The 16168-nt window shown below is 64.1% G+C and carries 14 protein-coding genes; 6 read left to right on the top strand and 8 right to left on the bottom strand.

Features of this window, described 5'->3' with window-relative positions:
- The first annotated feature begins 178 nt into the window (after window positions 1–178).
- Genes AC3EML_RS07845 through AC3EML_RS07835 form a run of 3 tightly spaced genes read left to right on the top strand, consistent with a single transcriptional unit; the run spans window position 179 to window position 4776 of the window.
- Window positions 179–3109: a molybdopterin oxidoreductase family protein gene (locus AC3EML_RS07845; RefSeq protein ID WP_352521660.1), complete on the top strand. Its 2931-nt coding sequence runs from the start codon at window positions 179–181 to the stop codon at window positions 3107–3109.
- Window positions 3106–3834: a 4Fe-4S dicluster domain-containing protein gene (locus AC3EML_RS07840; RefSeq protein WP_023834317.1), complete on the top strand. Its 729-nt coding sequence runs from the start codon at window positions 3106–3108 to the stop codon at window positions 3832–3834. Before AC3EML_RS07845 ends, AC3EML_RS07840 begins: the two co-directional genes overlap by 4 nt.
- A gap of 3 nt (window positions 3835–3837) precedes the next feature.
- The gene (locus AC3EML_RS07835) at window positions 3838–4776 is read left to right on the top strand and encodes a dimethyl sulfoxide reductase anchor subunit family protein (protein ID WP_023692554.1); all 939 of its coding nucleotides are present in this window, start codon (window positions 3838–3840) and stop codon (window positions 4774–4776) included.
- A gap of 12 nt (window positions 4777–4788) precedes the next feature.
- Here AC3EML_RS07835 and AC3EML_RS07830 read toward each other — a convergent pair whose 3' ends face one another.
- The gene (locus AC3EML_RS07830) at window positions 4789–5667 is read right to left on the bottom strand and encodes a LysR substrate-binding domain-containing protein (RefSeq protein ID WP_023688709.1); all 879 of its coding nucleotides are present in this window, start codon (window positions 5665–5667) and stop codon (window positions 4789–4791) included.
- A 94-nt stretch (window positions 5668–5761) separates the two neighbouring features.
- On the opposite strand from AC3EML_RS07830, the gene AC3EML_RS07825 reads away from it, so the two are divergent.
- Complete coding sequence (locus AC3EML_RS07825) at window positions 5762–6733, top strand: quinone oxidoreductase family protein (RefSeq protein ID WP_023688710.1); 972 nt, start codon at window positions 5762–5764, stop codon at window positions 6731–6733.
- 4 nt (window positions 6734–6737) lie between these two features.
- On the opposite strand, the gene pdeM is transcribed toward AC3EML_RS07825, so the two are convergent.
- Together pdeM and AC3EML_RS07815 are read right to left on the bottom strand one after the other, a co-directional pair.
- On the bottom strand, window positions 6738–7454 hold the full coding sequence (pdeM, locus tag AC3EML_RS07820) for a ligase-associated DNA damage response endonuclease PdeM (protein ID WP_023669598.1): 717 nt from the start codon (window positions 7452–7454) through the stop codon (window positions 6738–6740).
- Window positions 7451–9955, bottom strand: a complete 2505-nt coding sequence (locus AC3EML_RS07815) for a ligase-associated DNA damage response DEXH box helicase (RefSeq protein WP_245262675.1) — start codon at window positions 9953–9955, stop codon at window positions 7451–7453. Before AC3EML_RS07815 ends, pdeM begins: the two co-directional genes overlap by 4 nt.
- Here AC3EML_RS07815 and AC3EML_RS07810 point away from each other — a divergent pair.
- Window positions 9863–10057: a hypothetical protein gene (locus AC3EML_RS07810; RefSeq protein ID WP_245260071.1), complete on the top strand. Its 195-nt coding sequence runs from the start codon at window positions 9863–9865 to the stop codon at window positions 10055–10057. The genes AC3EML_RS07815 and AC3EML_RS07810 overlap by 93 nt on opposite strands.
- Before the next feature lie 141 nt (window positions 10058–10198).
- Here the strand turns inward: AC3EML_RS07810 and AC3EML_RS07805 are convergent, their stop codons facing one another.
- The 3 genes from AC3EML_RS07805 to AC3EML_RS07795 all read right to left on the bottom strand — a co-directional run bounded on the left by AC3EML_RS07805 (window position 10199) and on the right by AC3EML_RS07795 (window position 12863).
- Window positions 10199–11059, bottom strand: a complete 861-nt coding sequence (locus AC3EML_RS07805) for a C40 family peptidase (RefSeq protein ID WP_352521659.1) — start codon at window positions 11057–11059, stop codon at window positions 10199–10201.
- Window positions 11060–11088: 29 nt separating this feature from the next.
- A complete protein-coding gene (locus tag AC3EML_RS07800) occupies window positions 11089–11439 on the bottom strand; it encodes a MarR family winged helix-turn-helix transcriptional regulator (protein WP_023669596.1) in 351 nt (116 codons plus the stop codon).
- Window positions 11440–11501: 62 nt separating this feature from the next.
- On the bottom strand, window positions 11502–12863 hold the full coding sequence (locus tag AC3EML_RS07795) for a leucyl aminopeptidase family protein (RefSeq protein WP_352521658.1): 1362 nt from the start codon (window positions 12861–12863) through the stop codon (window positions 11502–11504).
- 237 nt (window positions 12864–13100) lie between these two features.
- Here AC3EML_RS07795 and AC3EML_RS07790 point away from each other — a divergent pair, with 237 nt between their 5' ends.
- Window positions 13101–13922, top strand: coding sequence for a tetratricopeptide repeat protein (locus tag AC3EML_RS07790; RefSeq protein ID WP_023669594.1), 822 nt, complete (start codon window positions 13101–13103; stop codon window positions 13920–13922).
- Between the two features lie 113 nt (window positions 13923–14035).
- Here AC3EML_RS07790 and AC3EML_RS07785 read toward each other — a convergent pair whose 3' ends face one another.
- Both AC3EML_RS07785 and AC3EML_RS07780 read right to left on the bottom strand, forming a co-directional pair.
- A complete protein-coding gene (locus tag AC3EML_RS07785) occupies window positions 14036–15052 on the bottom strand; it encodes a type II secretion system F family protein (protein ID WP_023826811.1) in 1017 nt (338 codons plus the stop codon).
- 40 nt (window positions 15053–15092) lie between these two features.
- Entirely contained in the window at window positions 15093–16106 is a 1014-nt protein-coding gene (locus tag AC3EML_RS07780) for a type II secretion system F family protein (RefSeq protein ID WP_023669592.1), read from the bottom strand.
- Window positions 16107–16168: the final 62 nt, after the last annotated feature.

Genomic DNA, 16168 nt, shown 5'->3' with positions numbered 1-16168 from the left:
GCCAACAAATCGCAGCCAACAAAATGATCGGGCGGTTCAGATCCCTGTTTGCGCATTGGACCCGTGGCCTCAGGCGGCGGCTGGCCGGCGACCGCTATCATCCTGAAGAACACTATATGCGTGGCCCCGGACCAAAGACGCGGGCCAAATTCGCAGGTAGCAAAAGCACGCCGGCATCATGAACCCAGCTGCGCCGCGCGGGGCCAATTCCGCACCGTCGCAACGGCCGCTTGCCGACACGCGCGCGCCGGATGAAGGCGACGGCGTCGACACCTCGCCCGCTACCTCCGACAGCATCGCCAAGACCACCTGTTATATGTGCGCCTGCCGGTGCGGCATCGACGTCCATATCAAGAACGGCAAGGTCCGCTACATCAACGGCAACAAGGCCCATCCGGTCAATCGCGGCGTGATCTGCGGCAAGGGCAGCTCCGGCATCATGCAGCACTACAGCCCGGCGCGGCTGAAGAAGCCGCTGCTGCGCAGCGGCCCGCGCGGCTCGGGCGAATTCCGTGAGATCGAATGGGAGGAAGCCCTTTCGATTGCGACCGGGCGGCTATCGCATATCCGCCGGACCGATCCCAAAAAGCTTGCCTTCTTCACCGGGCGCGACCAGTCACAATCGCTGACCGGCTGGTGGGCGAGCCAGTTCGGCACGCCGAACTTCGCCGCCCATGGCGGCTTCTGCTCGGTCAACATGGCCGCCGGCGGGCTCTACACGATCGGCGGCTCGTTCTGGGAGTTCGGCGAGCCCGACTGGGACAACACGAAATACTTCATGCTGTTCGGCGTCGCCGAAGACCATGATTCCAACCCGATCAAGATCGGGCTCGGCAAGCTCAAGGCACGCGGCGCCAAGGTGGTGTCGATCAACCCCTGTCGCACCGGCTACAACGCCATTGCCGACGACTGGATCGGGATCCGGCCCGGCACCGACGGCCTCTTCGTCTTAGCCCTCATCCACGAACTGCTGAAGGCAGGCCGCGTCGATCTCGATTATTTGCTGCGCTACACCAACGCCCATGTGCTAGTCGTCCAGGAGCCGGGTGCGGCGGACGACGGGCTGTTCCTGCGCGACAGCGACAACAATCTTCTCGCCTGGGACAGAGTGGCGAAGACAACCGTCAACGCAGCCGATGCGGATGCGAAACCGGCGCTGACGGGCAGCTTCACGTTCGCCGGCCGCCGTTGCGTGCCGGTGTTCCGGCTTATCGCCGACCGCTACATGGACGACAGCTACGCACCCGATGCGGTCGCGGCACGATGCGGCATGCCGGCCGACACCATCCGCCGGATCGCTGCCGAACTCGCCCACGTCGCCTTCGAACAGACGATCGAACTGCCGGTTGCGTGGACCGACTGGGCCGGACGACGGCACGAGACGATCAAGGGACGGCCGGTGTCGATGCATGCCATGCGCGGCATCTCGGCCCACTCCAACGGCTTTCACTCCTGCCGCGCCATCCACCTGCTGCAGGTGCTGCTCGGCACGGTGGACGTGCCCGGCGGCTTCCGTTTCAAGCCGCCCTACCCGCGCTCGGCGCCGCCGGGACCGAAGCCGACCGGCAAGGTGGTCAAGCCGATGACGCCGCTCGACGGCATGCCGCTCGGCTTCGTCTGCGGGCCGGACGATCTCCTGGTCGACGAGGCCGGAACGCCGCTCCGCATCGACAAGGCTTATTCCTGGGATGCGCCGCTCGCCGCGCATGGGCTGATGCATACGGTCATCCGCAATGCGTGGGCCGGCGACCCATACCCGATCGACACGCTGATGATGTACATGTCGAACATGGCGTGGAATTCCTCGATGAACACCGTCGAGACCATTGCCATGCTCACCGACCATGACGAAGCGGGCAACTACAAGATCCCCTTCATCATCTATTCCGACGCCTATTATTCCGAGACGGTGCCGTTCGCCGACCTGGTGCTGCCCGACACCACCTATCTCGAACGTCACGACTGCATCAGCCTGCTCGACCGGCCTATCAGCCATGCCGACGGACCAGGCGATGCCATCCGCCATCCCGTCGTCGAACCCAACCGCGACGTCAGGCCGTTCCAGTCAGTATTGATCGAACTCGGCGCCCGGCTCGGCCTGCCCTGCTTCGTCAACGACGATGGGGTGGCGAAATACCGCGACTATGCCGACTACATCGTCAATCACGAGCGCACGCCAGGCATCGGCCCGCTCGCAGGCTGGCGCGGCAAGGACGGCACGTCTGCAGGCAAGGGCGAGGTCAACCCAAACCAGCTGCAGCGCTACATCGACAATGGCGGCTTCTGGCACCAGGACTTTGCTGAGGACCAGCGCTATTACAAGATGGCCAACCGCTCCTATCTCGACTTCGCGGAGCAGATGGGGTTCATCCCCAAGGCCGAGCCGATCGTGTTCCAGCTCTATTGCGAACCGATGCAGCGCTTTCGCCTCGCCGCGCGCGGTCATGGTCGCGTCCAGCCGCCCGAGAGCGAACGCCAGCGCATCGAGACCTATATGGATCCGCTGCCGTTCTGGTTTACGCCGTTCGGAGAGGCCGCGGTCGATCCGCAGAAATACCCGCTGCATGCGCTGACGCAGCGGCCTATGCACATGTATCATTCCTGGGGCTCGCAGAATGCGTGGCTGCGGCAAATCACCAGCCAGAACCGCCTGTTCATGCACCACAAGACCGCGGCAGTTCTCGACCTGGCCGACGACGACTGGGTGTGGATCGAAAGCATCAACGGCCGGGTGAAGGGGCAGATCAAGCTGGTCGACGGCGTCAATGCGGATACGGTCTGGACATGGAACGCCATCGGCAAAAGGCGCGGCGCCTGGGGGCTGAAGGACAACGCCGCCGAGAGCAATCGCGGCTTCCTGCTCAACCACATCATCGGCGACCAGACCTCGGCCGATGCGAACGGTAAACGCTATTCTAATTCCGATCCGGTCACCGGCCAGGCGGCGTGGTTCGATCTCAGGGTTCGCATCGTCAAATGCGCCTCCGAAGAAGCCGGCTTCACCGAGCCGCAATTCGAGCGCTTCAGCCAGCCGCCAAATGTCGAGCCATCGCCCGACATCCTTCGCTTCGGCGCCGAGTTCCGCGTCCATAGGGAAGCTGTGGAATGACCTGCCTTCCCGCCCATACAGACAAGAAGCTTGGCCTGGTCATCGACCTCGACACCTGCGTCGGCTGCCAGGCCTGCGTCACCGCCTGCAAGGAGTGGAACACCGGCGGCCACATGGCGCCACTGACCGACATCGACCCCTATGGCGGCCATGTCGACGGCGTCTGGTTCAACCGCGTGCACAGCTACGAGCACACGACCGAGGCGGGCGGGCGCACGGTCAACTTTCCGCGCTCCTGTCTGCATTGCGAGACGCCTGCCTGCGTCACTGTCTGCCCGACCGGCGCGTCCTACAAGCGGGCGTCGGACGGCATCGTGCTGATCGACGAAAGCAAATGCATCGGCTGCAAACTGTGCAGCTGGGCGTGCCCCTATGGCGCGCGCGAATTCGACACCGATGTCGGCGTGATGAAGAAATGCACGCTTTGCGTCGATCGCATCTACAATGACAATCTGGCCGAGGAAGACCGCGTGCCGGCCTGCGTTGCCGCCTGCCCGACCAGCGCCCGGCATTTCGGCGATCTCGGCGATCCCTCGTCGGCTGTCTCGCAACTGGTGGCGGAGCGTCGCGGCGTCGACCTGATGCCGGAGATGGGCTACAAACCGACCAACAAATATCTGCCGCCGCGCGCCCAGCGCGCCGCATCGGTGCCGGCGCCAAGGCTCGAGCCAGTCACGGCCGAAGGCGGTTTTCTCGGCTGGATCGACCGCATGCTTTCGAACTGACCAATGCATCCAGCCTTTTCCGTCGTCTTCTTCACAACTGCCACAGGAGCGGGCTACGGACTGCTGGCGCTGCTTGGCGTGCTTGGCGGACTCGGTTTTATCCCGGCCCATTTCTGGCCCGGCCTTATCGGCATGGGGCTGGCGCTTGGCCTGATTGCTGCCGGCCTTTTGTCGTCGACCGGCCATCTTGGCCGGCCCGAACGCGCCTGGCGCGCCTTTTCGCAATGGCGTAGCTCCTGGCTGTCACGCGAGGGTGTATCGTCGGTCGCGACCTTCATTCCCGCCGGGCTGTTCGGCATCGGCTGGGTGTTTTTTGGCCGCACCGGAGGCTGGATGGCCATCGCCGGGTTTCTCGCAACTATCGGCGCAATCGTCACCGTCTGCACCACCGGCATGATCTATGCCTCGCTGAAGCCGATCGCGCAGTGGCATAGCCCGTATACGCTGCCGGGCTATCTCATCTTTTCGGCGATGACCGGCAGCGTGCTGTTGAACGCGCTGCTGCAGGCTTTCGCCATCAGCCCGACCGCCGTTGCGGTAGCCGCCCTGCTGCTGACCTTGCTCGGCTGGGGCTGGAAGCTGGCGACGTGGCGATACAATGACGCGCTGGAGATCGCGACCACCGCCAACACGGCGACAGGCCTCGCCGGAGGGACGGTGCGCTCGCTGGAATGGCCGCACACCGAGGAGAACTACCTGCTCAAGGAAATGGGCTTTCGCATCGCCCGCAAGCACGGTGCAAAGCTGCGGCTGATCACGCAGTTGCTGGCTTTCGCCTTGCCTGCCCTGCTGCTGCTTTCTGTCTTATTCGCTTTGCCCTGGCCATTCGCAGCGGTGCTGTCGGTGCTTGCGGCAACCGTCCAGTTCGCCGGCATGCTGGTCGAGCGCTGGCTGTTCTTCGCCGAGGCCAAGCACACCGTCACCCTCTATTACGGCCGGTAGAGCGTCCCGCCGTCAGGCGGCCCGTGCTCGTGGCGCCGCCGGCAAATCCTTAAGCAGGATTTCGATCGCGGCATCGATTACAGCTGTCCTGCGGTCGTGCGCGTAAAGGCCGTATTGGACCGTGAGCGGCTCGGGCAGGCCGGCTGACGTCTTCAGCACCCGCATCGAAGCAGTGCGCACGGATTCGGGCGGAAGCAGTCCAACGCCCAGTCCGTTCTCGATCGCGGCCTGAAGGCCGGTGACGCTCTGGCACGACAGGACGATCCGGTGCTCCCGGCCGGCGGCGACCAGCGCCTCGATCATCCGCCTGCGCCAAGGGCAGGTTGCGCCGAAGGCGGCGAGATCGAGTGGCCGGTCATGGTCCAGCACATAGTCCTGGGCGCAGACCCACTGCAGTTCGACGTTCCATGTCGTCACGGCATCGGCCGCGACGACGGATGTCGGGGCAATCATGACATCCAGCGCATCCTCGCTCCACAGCCGTCCCAGCGCGACGCTGTGCTCGACCATCGCGTCGAGGCTGATGTCGGGATAGGTGCGATGCAGCCGCCCAAGCGCGGCCGAAAGCGCGGCCGTGGTGACCTCTTCGGCAAGACCAATACGCACGCCGCCGCCAATGCTAGCCTGCTGCAGACGCGCCACCGCTTCGTCGCCGAGAGCGAGGATGCGGGTCGCGTATCCCAGAAAGAGCTCTCCCGCCGCAGTCGGTACGACACCGCGGCCGGTGCGCTGGAACAAGTGCCGTTGGAGCAGGCCCTCCAGCCGGCGCATCTGCATGCTCATCGCCGATTGGGTCTTGCCGGTCTGCGCGGCGACCCTGCTCAGGCTACCTTGCCGGCAGACCGCGACATAGGTGCGGAGAAGGTCGAGGCCGATCTGCTCAGATATCATTTTGTTTGAACTCTGATGTCATAGGTATCAGTCTACAATGATATCTCGCCACGCGCTATCTCACACTCAAGAGAACAGCGCAGGGAAGAAAACCATGAAAGCGATCCGTGTTCACCGCCATGGCGGGCCAGATATGCTCGCCTACGAAGATGTCGACATCGGCCAGCCCGGACCGGGCGACGTGCGCGTGCGCAACCGGGCGGTCGGCCTCAACTTCGTCGACATCTATTTTCGCACCGGCGAATACGCGCCGCCCGCTCTGCCATTCATTCCCGGCAATGAAGGCGCCGGCGAAATCGTCGCCGTCGGTGAAGGCGTCAGCGGCTTCGCGCCTGGCGACCGAGTCGCCTATGTCGAGACGCTCGGCGCCTATGCCGAAGAACGCATCGTGCCCGCGCATTTCGTCGTGCATCTGCCCGACGCCATCGATTTCGAGACAGGTGCGGCGATGATGCTGAAAGGGCTGACGGCGCAATATCTGCTGCGCCGCACGTTTCGCGTCGAGGCGGGCCATACCATCCTGGTGCATGCCGCGGCGGGCGGCGTCGGCCTCATCCTGACGCAATGGGCCAAACATCTCGGCGCGACCGTCATCGGCACGGTCGGTTCACCCGAAAAGGCCGAACTTGCGCGCGCCAATGGCTGCGACCATGTCATCGACTACAGCAAAGAGAATTTCGCCGCACGGGTGAAAGAGGTCACCAACGGCGAAGGCTGCCACGTCGTCTATGACGGCGTCGGCAACGCGACCTTCCCCGCCTCGCTCGACTGCCTGCGGCCGTTCGGCACCTTCGTCAGCTACGGCACAGCGTCGGGGTCGATCCCGCCCTTCGACATCATGCTTTTGATGCAAAAGGGTTCGCTGTTCGCCACCTGGCAGTTGCTGTTCCATCATCTCGCCAGGCGTGAGGACGTCGTCGCCATGAGCGAGGATCTGTTCAGCGTCGTCCTCAGCGGCGCAGTGAAAATCCCGGTGCACACAAGCATGCCGCTTGCCGAAGTGGCGGAGGCGCACCGCCGGCTCGAAGCACGGCAGACGACAGGCGCAACCGTGCTTATACCGTAGAAACTCAGCCCGGCCGCAGCATCGAACCGGAAATGGCGAAGATGCGCGCGGCGCCCATCATATAAGCTATCAACGTCTCGCGGCGGAACAGGCCGGCATAGGCGCGGTCGAGCACGTTGAGCGAGCCGGTATAAGCGCCGAAGGCCGGCATGATCATGCGGCCGCCATCGCCGGCAAAGCAGCGCCGCCGCACCGAGCGGCCCTGCTGGACGATGCGGGCGCAAGGGTGAAGATGGCCGGCAACTTCGCCCTCGGTTCTTATCTTCGACGGCTCGTGGCGGAACAGCAGCGAGCCGATGGCGAGTTCGCGCACCGTCTCGCCGGGCAAATCCGCCGGCGCTTCCGGGTCATGGTTGCCGGCGACCCAGAACCAGTCGCGGCCGGCCATCAATGCTTCCAGCCGATCGCGGAAGGTTTGATGCATGCGCTCGGCGCCGCCGCCGTCGTGGAAGGAGTCGCCCAGGCTGATGACGATGGCCGGCTGATAGTCCGCGATTACCGCCTGCAGCCGGAGCAGAGTGGCGCCGGTATCGTAGGGCGGGATCAGTGCGCCGCGCCTGGCGAAGGACGAGCCCTTTTCCAGATGCAGGTCGGAGACCGCGAGCAGCCTCAGATCGGGGAAATAGAGCACGCCGCGCGAATCACAGACCGCGCGCTCGCCCGCGATGCCGACAAAGTCGGCCTCGGCGATCAGCGATGCCCGCGCCAGCGAAAAATTCATTCCTCAACCATCCCAGGACCCATGGCTTCCTCGACCAAAGTCGCGGCATCCATCAGCAGCGTTTCGTCGGCCTCGCCGTTCACCGGCATCTTGCCGATTTCGAGCATGATCGGCACGGCCAGCGGCGATATCTGTTCGAGTGCCTTATGCACGATTCGACCCTGGATACGCGAGAGCATGTCGGCAAGTCTGCTGACATCGAGCAGACCGGTCGCCGCGTCGGCGCGCGTCGCCTGCAGCAGGATGTGGTCGGGCTCATGGCTGCGCAGCACGTCATAGATCAGATCGGTCGAGACGGTGACCTGGCGGCCGCTTTTCTCCTGGCCGGGGTGACGTTTCTCGATCAGGCCTGAAATCAGCGCGCAGTTGCGGAAGGTGCGCTTGAGCAGCCAACTGTCGGCCAGCCAAGCCTCGAGGTCGTCGCCCAGCATGTCCTGGTCGAACAGAGCGCCAAGCGAAGGTTTCCGCGATTTGAACATCGCGCCCATATCGCCCAGCGACCAGATGGCCAATGCGTAGTCGGTGGCGACGAAGCCAAGCGGCCTGGCGCCGGCCCTGTCCAGCCGGCGGGTGAGCAGCATGCCGAGCGTCTGGTGCGCCAGCCTGCCCTCGAAAGGATAAGCGACGAGATAGTGACGGTTGCCGCGCGGAAAGGTCTCGATCAAGAGGTCGTCGCGTTTGGGCAATTCCGATTTGTCGGCCTGGAACCGCAGCCAGTCCGATACCTGCTCGGGCAGCTTCTTCCAGCGCTGCGGGTCGTCCAGCATGGCGCGCACCTGCTCGGCGAGGTAAGTCGAAAGCGGAAATTTGCCGCCGCCATAATAAGGAACCTTGGCGTCGCTTCCCGGCGCATTCGAGACGAAGCATTCGTTCTCGCGGATGCCTTCGAAGCGCAGCACTTTGCCGGCAAACATGAAGGTGTCGCCATGCGTCAGCGTTTCGAGGAAGGCCTCCTCGATCTTGCCCAGAGCCCGGCCGCCGTGCGAAGCCGAGCCTTTGCTGCCGGCCTTGACGTAACGCACATTGAGCGCCGGCACCTCGATGATGGTGCCGACGTTCAGCCGATATTGCTGCGCGACGCGGGGATTGGAGACCCGCCACATGCCGTCCTTGTTGAGGCGGATGCGGGCGTAGCGCTCGTAGTTCTTCAGTGCGTAGCCGCCGGTGGCGACGAAATCGATGACGCGGTCGAATGTCGGCCGGTCGAGGCTGGCATAGGGCGCTGCTGTCAGCACTTCCTCGTAGAGATCGTCGGCGCGAAACGGCGCTCCGCAGGCGCAGCCCAGCACATGCTGGGCCAGCACATCGAGCCCGCCATTGACCAGCGGCGGCGTATCCTGGGCGCCCAGATAGTTGGCGTCCAGCGCTGCCCGGCACTCCAGCACCTCGAAACGATTGGCCGGGATGAGGATCGCCTTCGACGGCTCGTCCATGCGGTGGTTGGCACGGCCGATGCGCTGCGCCAGCCGGCTGGCGCCCTTGGGCGCCCCGACATGCACGACCAGATCGACGTCGCCCCAATCGATGCCGAGATCGAGCGTCGAGGTGGCAACGATGGCACGTAAGGCATTGTCTCCCATCGCCTTCTCGACGCGGCGGCGCTGGGTGACATCGAGCGAGCCGTGATGCAGCGCGATCGGCAAGGTATCCTCGTTGACCCGCCACAATTCCTGAAACAGCAGCTCGGCCTGGCTGCGGGTGTTGACGAACAGCAGGGTGGTCTTGTGGCGCTTGATCTCGCGGTAGATTTCCGGCGTCGCATAGCGCGCCGAATGGCCGGCCCATGGCACGCGCTCTTCCGAATCGAGGATCGAGATTTCGGGCTTCGCGCCGCCGGTTACGACGATGAGCTCAGACATATCGGGACTTGCCAGGCCTTTGGGCGGATTCTGGCTCACCAGCCAGCGCCGCAACTCGTCGGGCTCGGCCACCGTTGCCGACAGACCGATCGTCTGCAGGCCGGGCACGATGCTGCGCAGCCGCGCCAGCCCGAGCGCCAGCAGATGGCCGCGTTTCGATGTCACCAGCGAATGCAACTCGTCGAGCACGACATAGCGCAGATCCTCGAAGAAGCGCCCGGCATCGCCGGCCGCAATCAGCAGCGCCAATTGCTCGGGCGTGGTCAAAAGGATGTCGGGCGGCGCCAGTTTCTGGCGCTGCCGCTTGTGCGAAGGGGTGTCGCCGGTGCGCGTCTCGATGGTGACGGGCAGGCCGATCTCCTCCACGGGCTTGCCGAGATTGCGCTCGATGTCGACGGCCAGCGCCTTCAGCGGCGAGATGTAGAGCGTATGGATGCCGCGCCGTGCCATACCAGCTTTGCGTCTGGGGCGGTTGGCCAGTTCGGTCAACGATGGCAAGAAGCCGGCCAGTGTCTTGCCGGCGCCGGTCGGTGCGATCAAGAGCACCGATTGCCCGGCTTGAGCCTTCGCCAGCAGCTCGATCTGGTGAGCGCGCGGCGACCAGCCTTTTTCGCCAAACCATCTGATGAATGGCTCGGGCAGAAGGACGGCGGCATTTTGTTTGGCAAGGCGCGGCTGCTCGGTCACGCGAAAGAGGTAGCGCGACGGCGCGCGATCGCCAAGGAAAATCGGAACAAAAGGTGATCGGGTGAGTTATCCTCACCCCGTACGGGAGAGGATGCCGGCAGGCACGTGAGGGGCAGCGCGAGCTTTCAATCGCTGGCGCCGCCCCTCATCCGCCGTTCGGGCACCTTCTCCCCGTGAACGGGAGCGAAGGAAGAGGCGCTACGGCCGCCGAAAGCCCGTCGGCCCGCCATAGAGATACCCAATCCGGCCGATCGCCTCCTTCAGCCCTTCGCGCGAGACCAGCATGGTGTGGCCGTTGGCGTGGATCATGGTCTCGGCGTCGGTCATGATCGCGACATGGCCCTTCCAGAACACCAGGTCACCGCGTTTTAGCCCGGCATAATCGAATCCCGGATCGAGCGGCTCGCCGAGGCCTGCCGCTTGCATGTCGGAATCACGCAGCACATTGCGGCCGGCCATGCGCATGGCCAGTTGCACGAGGCCAGAACAGTCGATGCCGAAGCCGGAGGTGCCGCCCCAGAGATAGGGCGTGCCGATAAACATCTCGGCGACCGAGACATAGTCGGCGGCGATATCGCTGACCGGGCGCACATGGCCGGCGATCAGCGCCTCGCCGGAAGGCAACAGCGCATAGTGCGTGCCGCGCGTTTCGGCAGCGCCCCTCACCGTCACCGTCGAGCCCATCGACAATTGCCCGCTGATCGGAAAGCGCAGATCCGGGCCTGGATAGAGAAAAGTGCGCGGCGCCGTGACGATGTGGGTTGGCGCATGCTCGCGTGCGCCCAGCATGGTGGCGCCGACGTAGCCGACATAGCCGTCGCGTTCGGCCTGGACCCAGGCCCAGCCTTCGGCTTCCTCGAAGACAAGCACATCGTCGCCGAACAGTACCTGCGTGTTGACGCCGGCATCCGGGCGCGGTGCCTTGCGCACGTCAGCCACGGAGGCCGTGATCCGAGCCCGACGGCCGGTGACGAAGCGATCGGCCGAAACCTCCCCTTTCAGCCTTGCATCGGCGAGGTCGGAACGGAAGGCGTGGAGGCGGGCATCCCTGGCAGTCAAATCGGTACTCGTTCTAATTCATGGATTGATCAGATGGGCAGTTCATGAGCCCTGGCAACGATACCATCCCCGAAGCGCTCGACAAAGAGCGCGCCTTCGACCGTGCGCCGGATCAGCACATTGCGCTTGTCGAGCTCGTCGCGATGGCGTGACACCAGTTTCAGCGCACCCATCGTGTCGAGGGCGCGGGTGATAACCGGCTTGGTAACATTGAGGCGGGCGGCTAGACCGCGCACCGTGTGCGGCGGCGGGTCGAGATAGATGGTGAACAGGATCGCCGTCTGGCGCATGGTGAGATCTGGCGCGCCGGCGCGCACCTGCGACAGCATCACCTGCTGCCACAGCCGCATCGCCTGGCTCGGACGCATCGAAATCGACATCGCCCGAGCATGACGGCAAATTGTTTCGGTTCCGTTTCAGTTTTGGTGGCCGTCTCAGGGCGTCAGGCATAGCGCCTCGAAATGACCCGCTCCAGTGCACGGATGCCTTGCGCCTCGCCGCCGGCGGGTCCGTAGGGGCGATCGGACGGGTTCCAGGCGAAGATGTCGAAATGCGCCCAGCCCGTTGTCCGTTCGACAAAGCGCTTGAGGAACAGCGCCGCGGTGACCGAACCGGCGAAGCCGTCGGTGGTGACGTTGTTGATGTCGGCGATCTTCGACGCCAGCCTGGCGTCATAGGGCCGCCACAACGGCATGCGCCACAACGGATCCTCGACGGCCACCGAGGCCGCAGCCAGTTCGGACGCCAGCGTTTCGTCGCCAGTGTAGAAAGGCGGCAGATCGGGACCGAGCGCGACACGCGCTGCCCCGGTCAGCGTCGCCATGTTGATCAGCAGTTCCGGCTCCTCGTCATCGGCCAGCGCCAGCGCATCGGCCAGCACCAGCCGCCCTTCGGCGTCGGTGTTGCCGATCTCGACGGTGAGGCCCTTGCGGCTGGTCAGTACATCTCCAGGCCGGAAGGCGTTGCCGGCAATCGAATTCTCGACCGCCGGGATCAGGACGCGCAGCCGGATCTTCAGCCCGGCAGCCATGATCATCGAGGCCAGGCCCAGCACATTGGCGGCGCCGCCCATATCCTTCTTCATCAAGAGCATGCCCGACGACGGTTTGATGTCGAGGCCGCCAGTGTCGAAACAGACACCCTTGCCGACCAGCGTCACCTTCGGCGCGCCTTCCGGTCCCCAAACCATGTCGATCAGTCGCGGCGCTCCGACCGAGGCCCGGCCGACCGCATGGATCATCGGGAAATTCTGCTTCAGGAGATCATCCCCCTTGATCACCGACACCTCGGCCTTGTGAGTGGCCGCCAGGGTCCGCACGGCCTTCTCCAACTCGTCCGGTCCCATGTCGCTGGTCGGCGTGTTGACGAGGTCGCGCGCCAGGAAGACGCCGTCGGCGATGCGCCGGACGCGTCCTGCATCTACGCCGAGCGGCAGCGCAAAACGCAGCGTCTTGCCTGATTTCTTTCCGTAGCGAGTGAAGACGTAACCGCCGAGCACCAAGGCTATGGCCGCGAGTTCCGGCTCGGCTGGAGCGGCGGCAAAATGCCAGTCGCCTTCCGGCAAGGCTCTCGCCAGCATGCCGACGGCCAGCGCGCCCTCGCCGTCACCGACGCCGAACAAGGCGCCGGCAAGGGAACCGTTGTCGCCGGGAACGGCGAGCGTCCTACCGGCTTCGCCGGAAAAGCCGTTGGCGGCCGCCCATGCGGTCATGGAAGGCGAAAGCCCCAAGGCCTCCAGTCCATCGCTCGCGACCAGATGGACCGGCAGGGCAGTGTTTAGTGTCTCGATGAGTTCGACGGGCATTCGATGGTCTCCGGGAGGCTTGCAGGTCGACCTCAGTCAAGTGACAGGGACGTCGGATGATTTCAACATCTATGCACAGGGGCCGGCATGGGACTGCCAGGCCAAAGGCTTCCGGCGGGCCGTTCACCGATCCGACGGCTCACTTTTTAACTGTCCGTTAGGGTTAACAGAATATTTCTGCGGGGATGAAGATGGCCACGTGAATGGCCACGCGCAGGAATGGAGAGCCCCGTGCCGATGCCCACCAACCGCAGGATGAACGTCACGGGCAAACGGTTGGTCACCACGGCACTGCTGATGGCGCTGGCGGCCGGTGTTGCCGGGTGCGGAACCAGCAAGCTCACGACCGGCTCGATCGGGCGCACCAGCGGCAAACCGCTGGAAACCATGTCGGCCAGCGAGTTGCACGGGGCGACCGGGCGGCTGGGCGAATCCTACGCAAAGAACCCCAACGACAAGCGGCTGGCGACAAATTTTGCGGCGGCGCTCCAGATGGACGGCGATGCCGACCAGTCGCTTGCCGTGATGCGCAAGCTGGCGATCGCCTACCCCAAGGACCGCGACGTGCTTGCCGCCTACGGCAAGGCGCTGGCCGCCAACGGCCAGTTCGAGCCGGCGCTCGACGCCGTGCGCCGGGCGCAGACACCGGAATATCCGGACTGGCGGCTGATGTCGGCCGAGGCCGCCATTCTCGACCAGCTTGGCCAGAAGGATGAAGCGCGCCAGAACTACCGCAAGGCGCTGGACCTCAAGCCGAACGAACCCTCGATCCTTTCCAATCTCGGCATGTCCTATGTGCTGGAAGGCGATCTGCGCACCGCCGAGACCTATATGCGCTCGGCAGCCCAGCAACCGAATGCCGACAGCCGGGTGCGCCAGAACCTTGCGCTGGTCGTGGGACTGCAGGGCCGCTTCGACGAGGCCGAGAAGATCGCCTCGCAGGAGCTTTCGCCCGAACAGGCGCAAGCCAATGTAGCCTATCTTCGCCAGATGCTTGCCCAGCAGAACGCCTGGAGCCAACTCAAGGATCAGGACAAGGCAAAGCCGGCGACCAACTGAGCGCCGCATGGGCGCCGGCTCCGCACAGCGCAAATCCGTCCACGCATCAACGCTGAAAACCAAGAGCCGCACTGCATTGGCAGTGCGGCTCTTTTGTACGGCTGCAACGAGGCCTACTGGCTTGAGGAATTGTGCTGGTCGCCGAAGATGCCGCGCTGACTGACCTGAATGCCGGCTGGGCCCAGAATGATGGCGAACAAAACCGGCAGGAAGAACAGGATCATCGGCACGGTAAGCTTCGGCGGCAGGGCGGCGGCCTTCTTCTCGGCGGCATTCATGCGCATGTCGCGGCTTTCCGAGGCCAGCACGCGCAATGCGTGCGCCACGGGGGTGCCGTAGCGTTCGGCCTGGACCAGCGCCTGGGACACTGACTTCACCGATTCCAGGCCGGTACGAGCCGAGAGGTTTTCATAAGCCTGCCTGCGCTCCTGCAGATAAGAGAGTTCGGCGTTGGTCAGCACGAATTCCTCCGCCAGCGCCACCGACTGCGAACCGATCTCCTCGGAGACCTTGCGCAAGGCAGCCTCGACCGACATGCCCGATTCGACGCAGATCAGCATCAGGTCCAGCGCATCCGGCCACGCCGCCTGGATCGACTGCTTGCGCTTGGCGGCACGATTGTTGACGTAAAGGATCGGCGCGTAGAAACCCGCGTAGGCGACAAGGATGCAGACGAACAGTTTCACGAAGGCCGGCCGGTCCGGCAGTCCGCCGAGCACGAACAGATAGATCCCTGCCAGCGCGAAACCGACAAAAGGCAGGATCAGGCGGAAGAACAGGAAGCGCGTCAGCGGGTTCTGGCCACGAAAGCCCGCCACCTTGAGCTTCTGCAACGTGCCTTCATCGGCCAACGCACGCCGCAGGTCCAGCCTGTCGACGATGTTGCGCATGCCGATCGACTGCTCTTCGCGCAGCCCCTTGCGGCGACGATCGGCTTCATTGGCAAGCCGCGCGCGCTGCTTGGCGCGCAATTCGTCACGCTCCAGCGCCACCGATCTCATGCGCGTCTTGAGCTGATTGCCACCAAGGGCCGGCAGCACCGTGAAGACGGTCGCGAACACCGCAATGCCAACCAGCAACGCTATCAGGAAGGCAGGATCGGTCAGCGATTTTACGACTTGGTCGGTCATTCGTTTTCAGTCTTTTCGTTTCGAGCTTTCCAAGGTCGGCCTAAACTTCAAAGTTCATCATCTTGCGCATCACCAGAATGCCGATCGACATCCAGACGCCGGAACAGCCGAGGATCAGATTGCCGGTGCTGGTGGTGAACAGCGGCATGATGTAGTTCGGGCTCGACAGATAGACGAGAAGGGCGACGACAAAAGGCAGCGCGCCGATGATGACGGCCGACGCCTTGGCTTCCATGGAAAGCGCCTGGACCTTGGCCTTCATCTTCTTGCGATCGCGAAGCACGCGCGACAGGTTGCCAAGCGCCTCGGAGAGATTACCGCCGGCCTGTGACTGGATCTGGATAACGATGCCGAAGAAGCTTGCCTCGCTGCACGGCATGGTTTCAGCCATGCGCAAGGTGGCATCGGGGATGGACATGCCAATCTGCTGTGAATCGACGATCCGGCGGAACTCGGTCTTGACCGGCTCCGGCGATTCACTGGCGATCAGGCGAATGGCGTCGTTGAGCGGCAGGCCGGATTTGACGGCGCGCACGATGATGTCGAGGGCGTTGGGAAATTCGTTGAGGAACGCCTTGACCCGGCGCGCGCGGCGAAACGAGACGAACCAGCGCGGCAGGCCGAGCGCCCCCGCCAGCAGCGCGCCCGGCAGGACCAGAAGCGGCGCGCCGGCGAGATAGGCAAGCACCGTCAGCGCGATGCCGCAAATGACGGAGTAGATATAGAAACGTTCGATCGAGACCTGCATGCCGGCCTGACGAATCTGGGCCTTCAACGGCGGCTTCTTGACGGCGAGTTCGTTGGTTTTCTGCTTTTCGTCGAGCTGTTTCAGCGTGTCCTGGACAGATTTACGCCGCTTGACCGCCTCCGCGACGCGGTCGCGCGAAGCCTTGACGACCGAACGATCGGTCTCGGCCGCCTTGATCGTCTCGAGCCGCTTGCCGGCCTGCTTCTCGTTGCTCATCTTGGTGAACAGGAAGGCATAGGCGACCGCACCGGCGCTGAAGCCGGCGAGCACGATGAACGCCAGTACGGTGGTGTCAATTCCGAACATCGACCTCGGTCCCCAGCGCATATCGCCGTTTCAAGGAAACGGCGATATGCGCTATCGCTTTG

The sequence above is a fragment of the Mesorhizobium sp. P170090 genome, from assembly GCF_057786115.1.
Note: the sequence above shows the minus strand (reverse complement) of the source record. Positions and strands in the feature narration are given on the sequence as shown.

Excerpts from the sequence above, each read along its gene's own strand:
- AC3EML_RS07795 (WP_352521658.1), bottom strand. The coding sequence starts at position 12,863 with ATGCCCGTCGAACTCATCGAGACACTAAACACTGCCCTGCCGGTCCAT.
- AC3EML_RS07780 (WP_023669592.1), bottom strand. The coding sequence starts at position 16,106 with ATGTTCGGAATTGACACCACCGTACTGGCGTTCATCGTGCTCGCCGGC.
- AC3EML_RS07790 (WP_023669594.1), top strand. The coding sequence starts at position 13,101 with ATGCCCACCAACCGCAGGATGAACGTCACGGGCAAACGGTTGGTCACC.
- AC3EML_RS07825 (WP_023688710.1), top strand. The coding sequence starts at position 5,762 with ATGAAAGCGATCCGTGTTCACCGCCATGGCGGGCCAGATATGCTCGCC.
- AC3EML_RS07785 (WP_023826811.1), bottom strand. The coding sequence starts at position 15,052 with ATGACCGACCAAGTCGTAAAATCGCTGACCGATCCTGCCTTCCTGATA.
- AC3EML_RS07830 (WP_023688709.1), bottom strand. The coding sequence starts at position 5,667 with ATGATATCTGAGCAGATCGGCCTCGACCTTCTCCGCACCTATGTCGCG.
- pdeM (WP_023669598.1), bottom strand. The coding sequence starts at position 7,454 with ATGAATTTTTCGCTGGCGCGGGCATCGCTGATCGCCGAGGCCGACTTT.
- AC3EML_RS07845 (WP_352521660.1), top strand. The coding sequence starts at position 179 with ATGAACCCAGCTGCGCCGCGCGGGGCCAATTCCGCACCGTCGCAACGG.
- AC3EML_RS07840 (WP_023834317.1), top strand. The coding sequence starts at position 3,106 with ATGACCTGCCTTCCCGCCCATACAGACAAGAAGCTTGGCCTGGTCATC.
- AC3EML_RS07835 (WP_023692554.1), top strand. The coding sequence starts at position 3,838 with ATGCATCCAGCCTTTTCCGTCGTCTTCTTCACAACTGCCACAGGAGCG.
- AC3EML_RS07800 (WP_023669596.1), bottom strand. The coding sequence starts at position 11,439 with ATGTCGATTTCGATGCGTCCGAGCCAGGCGATGCGGCTGTGGCAGCAG.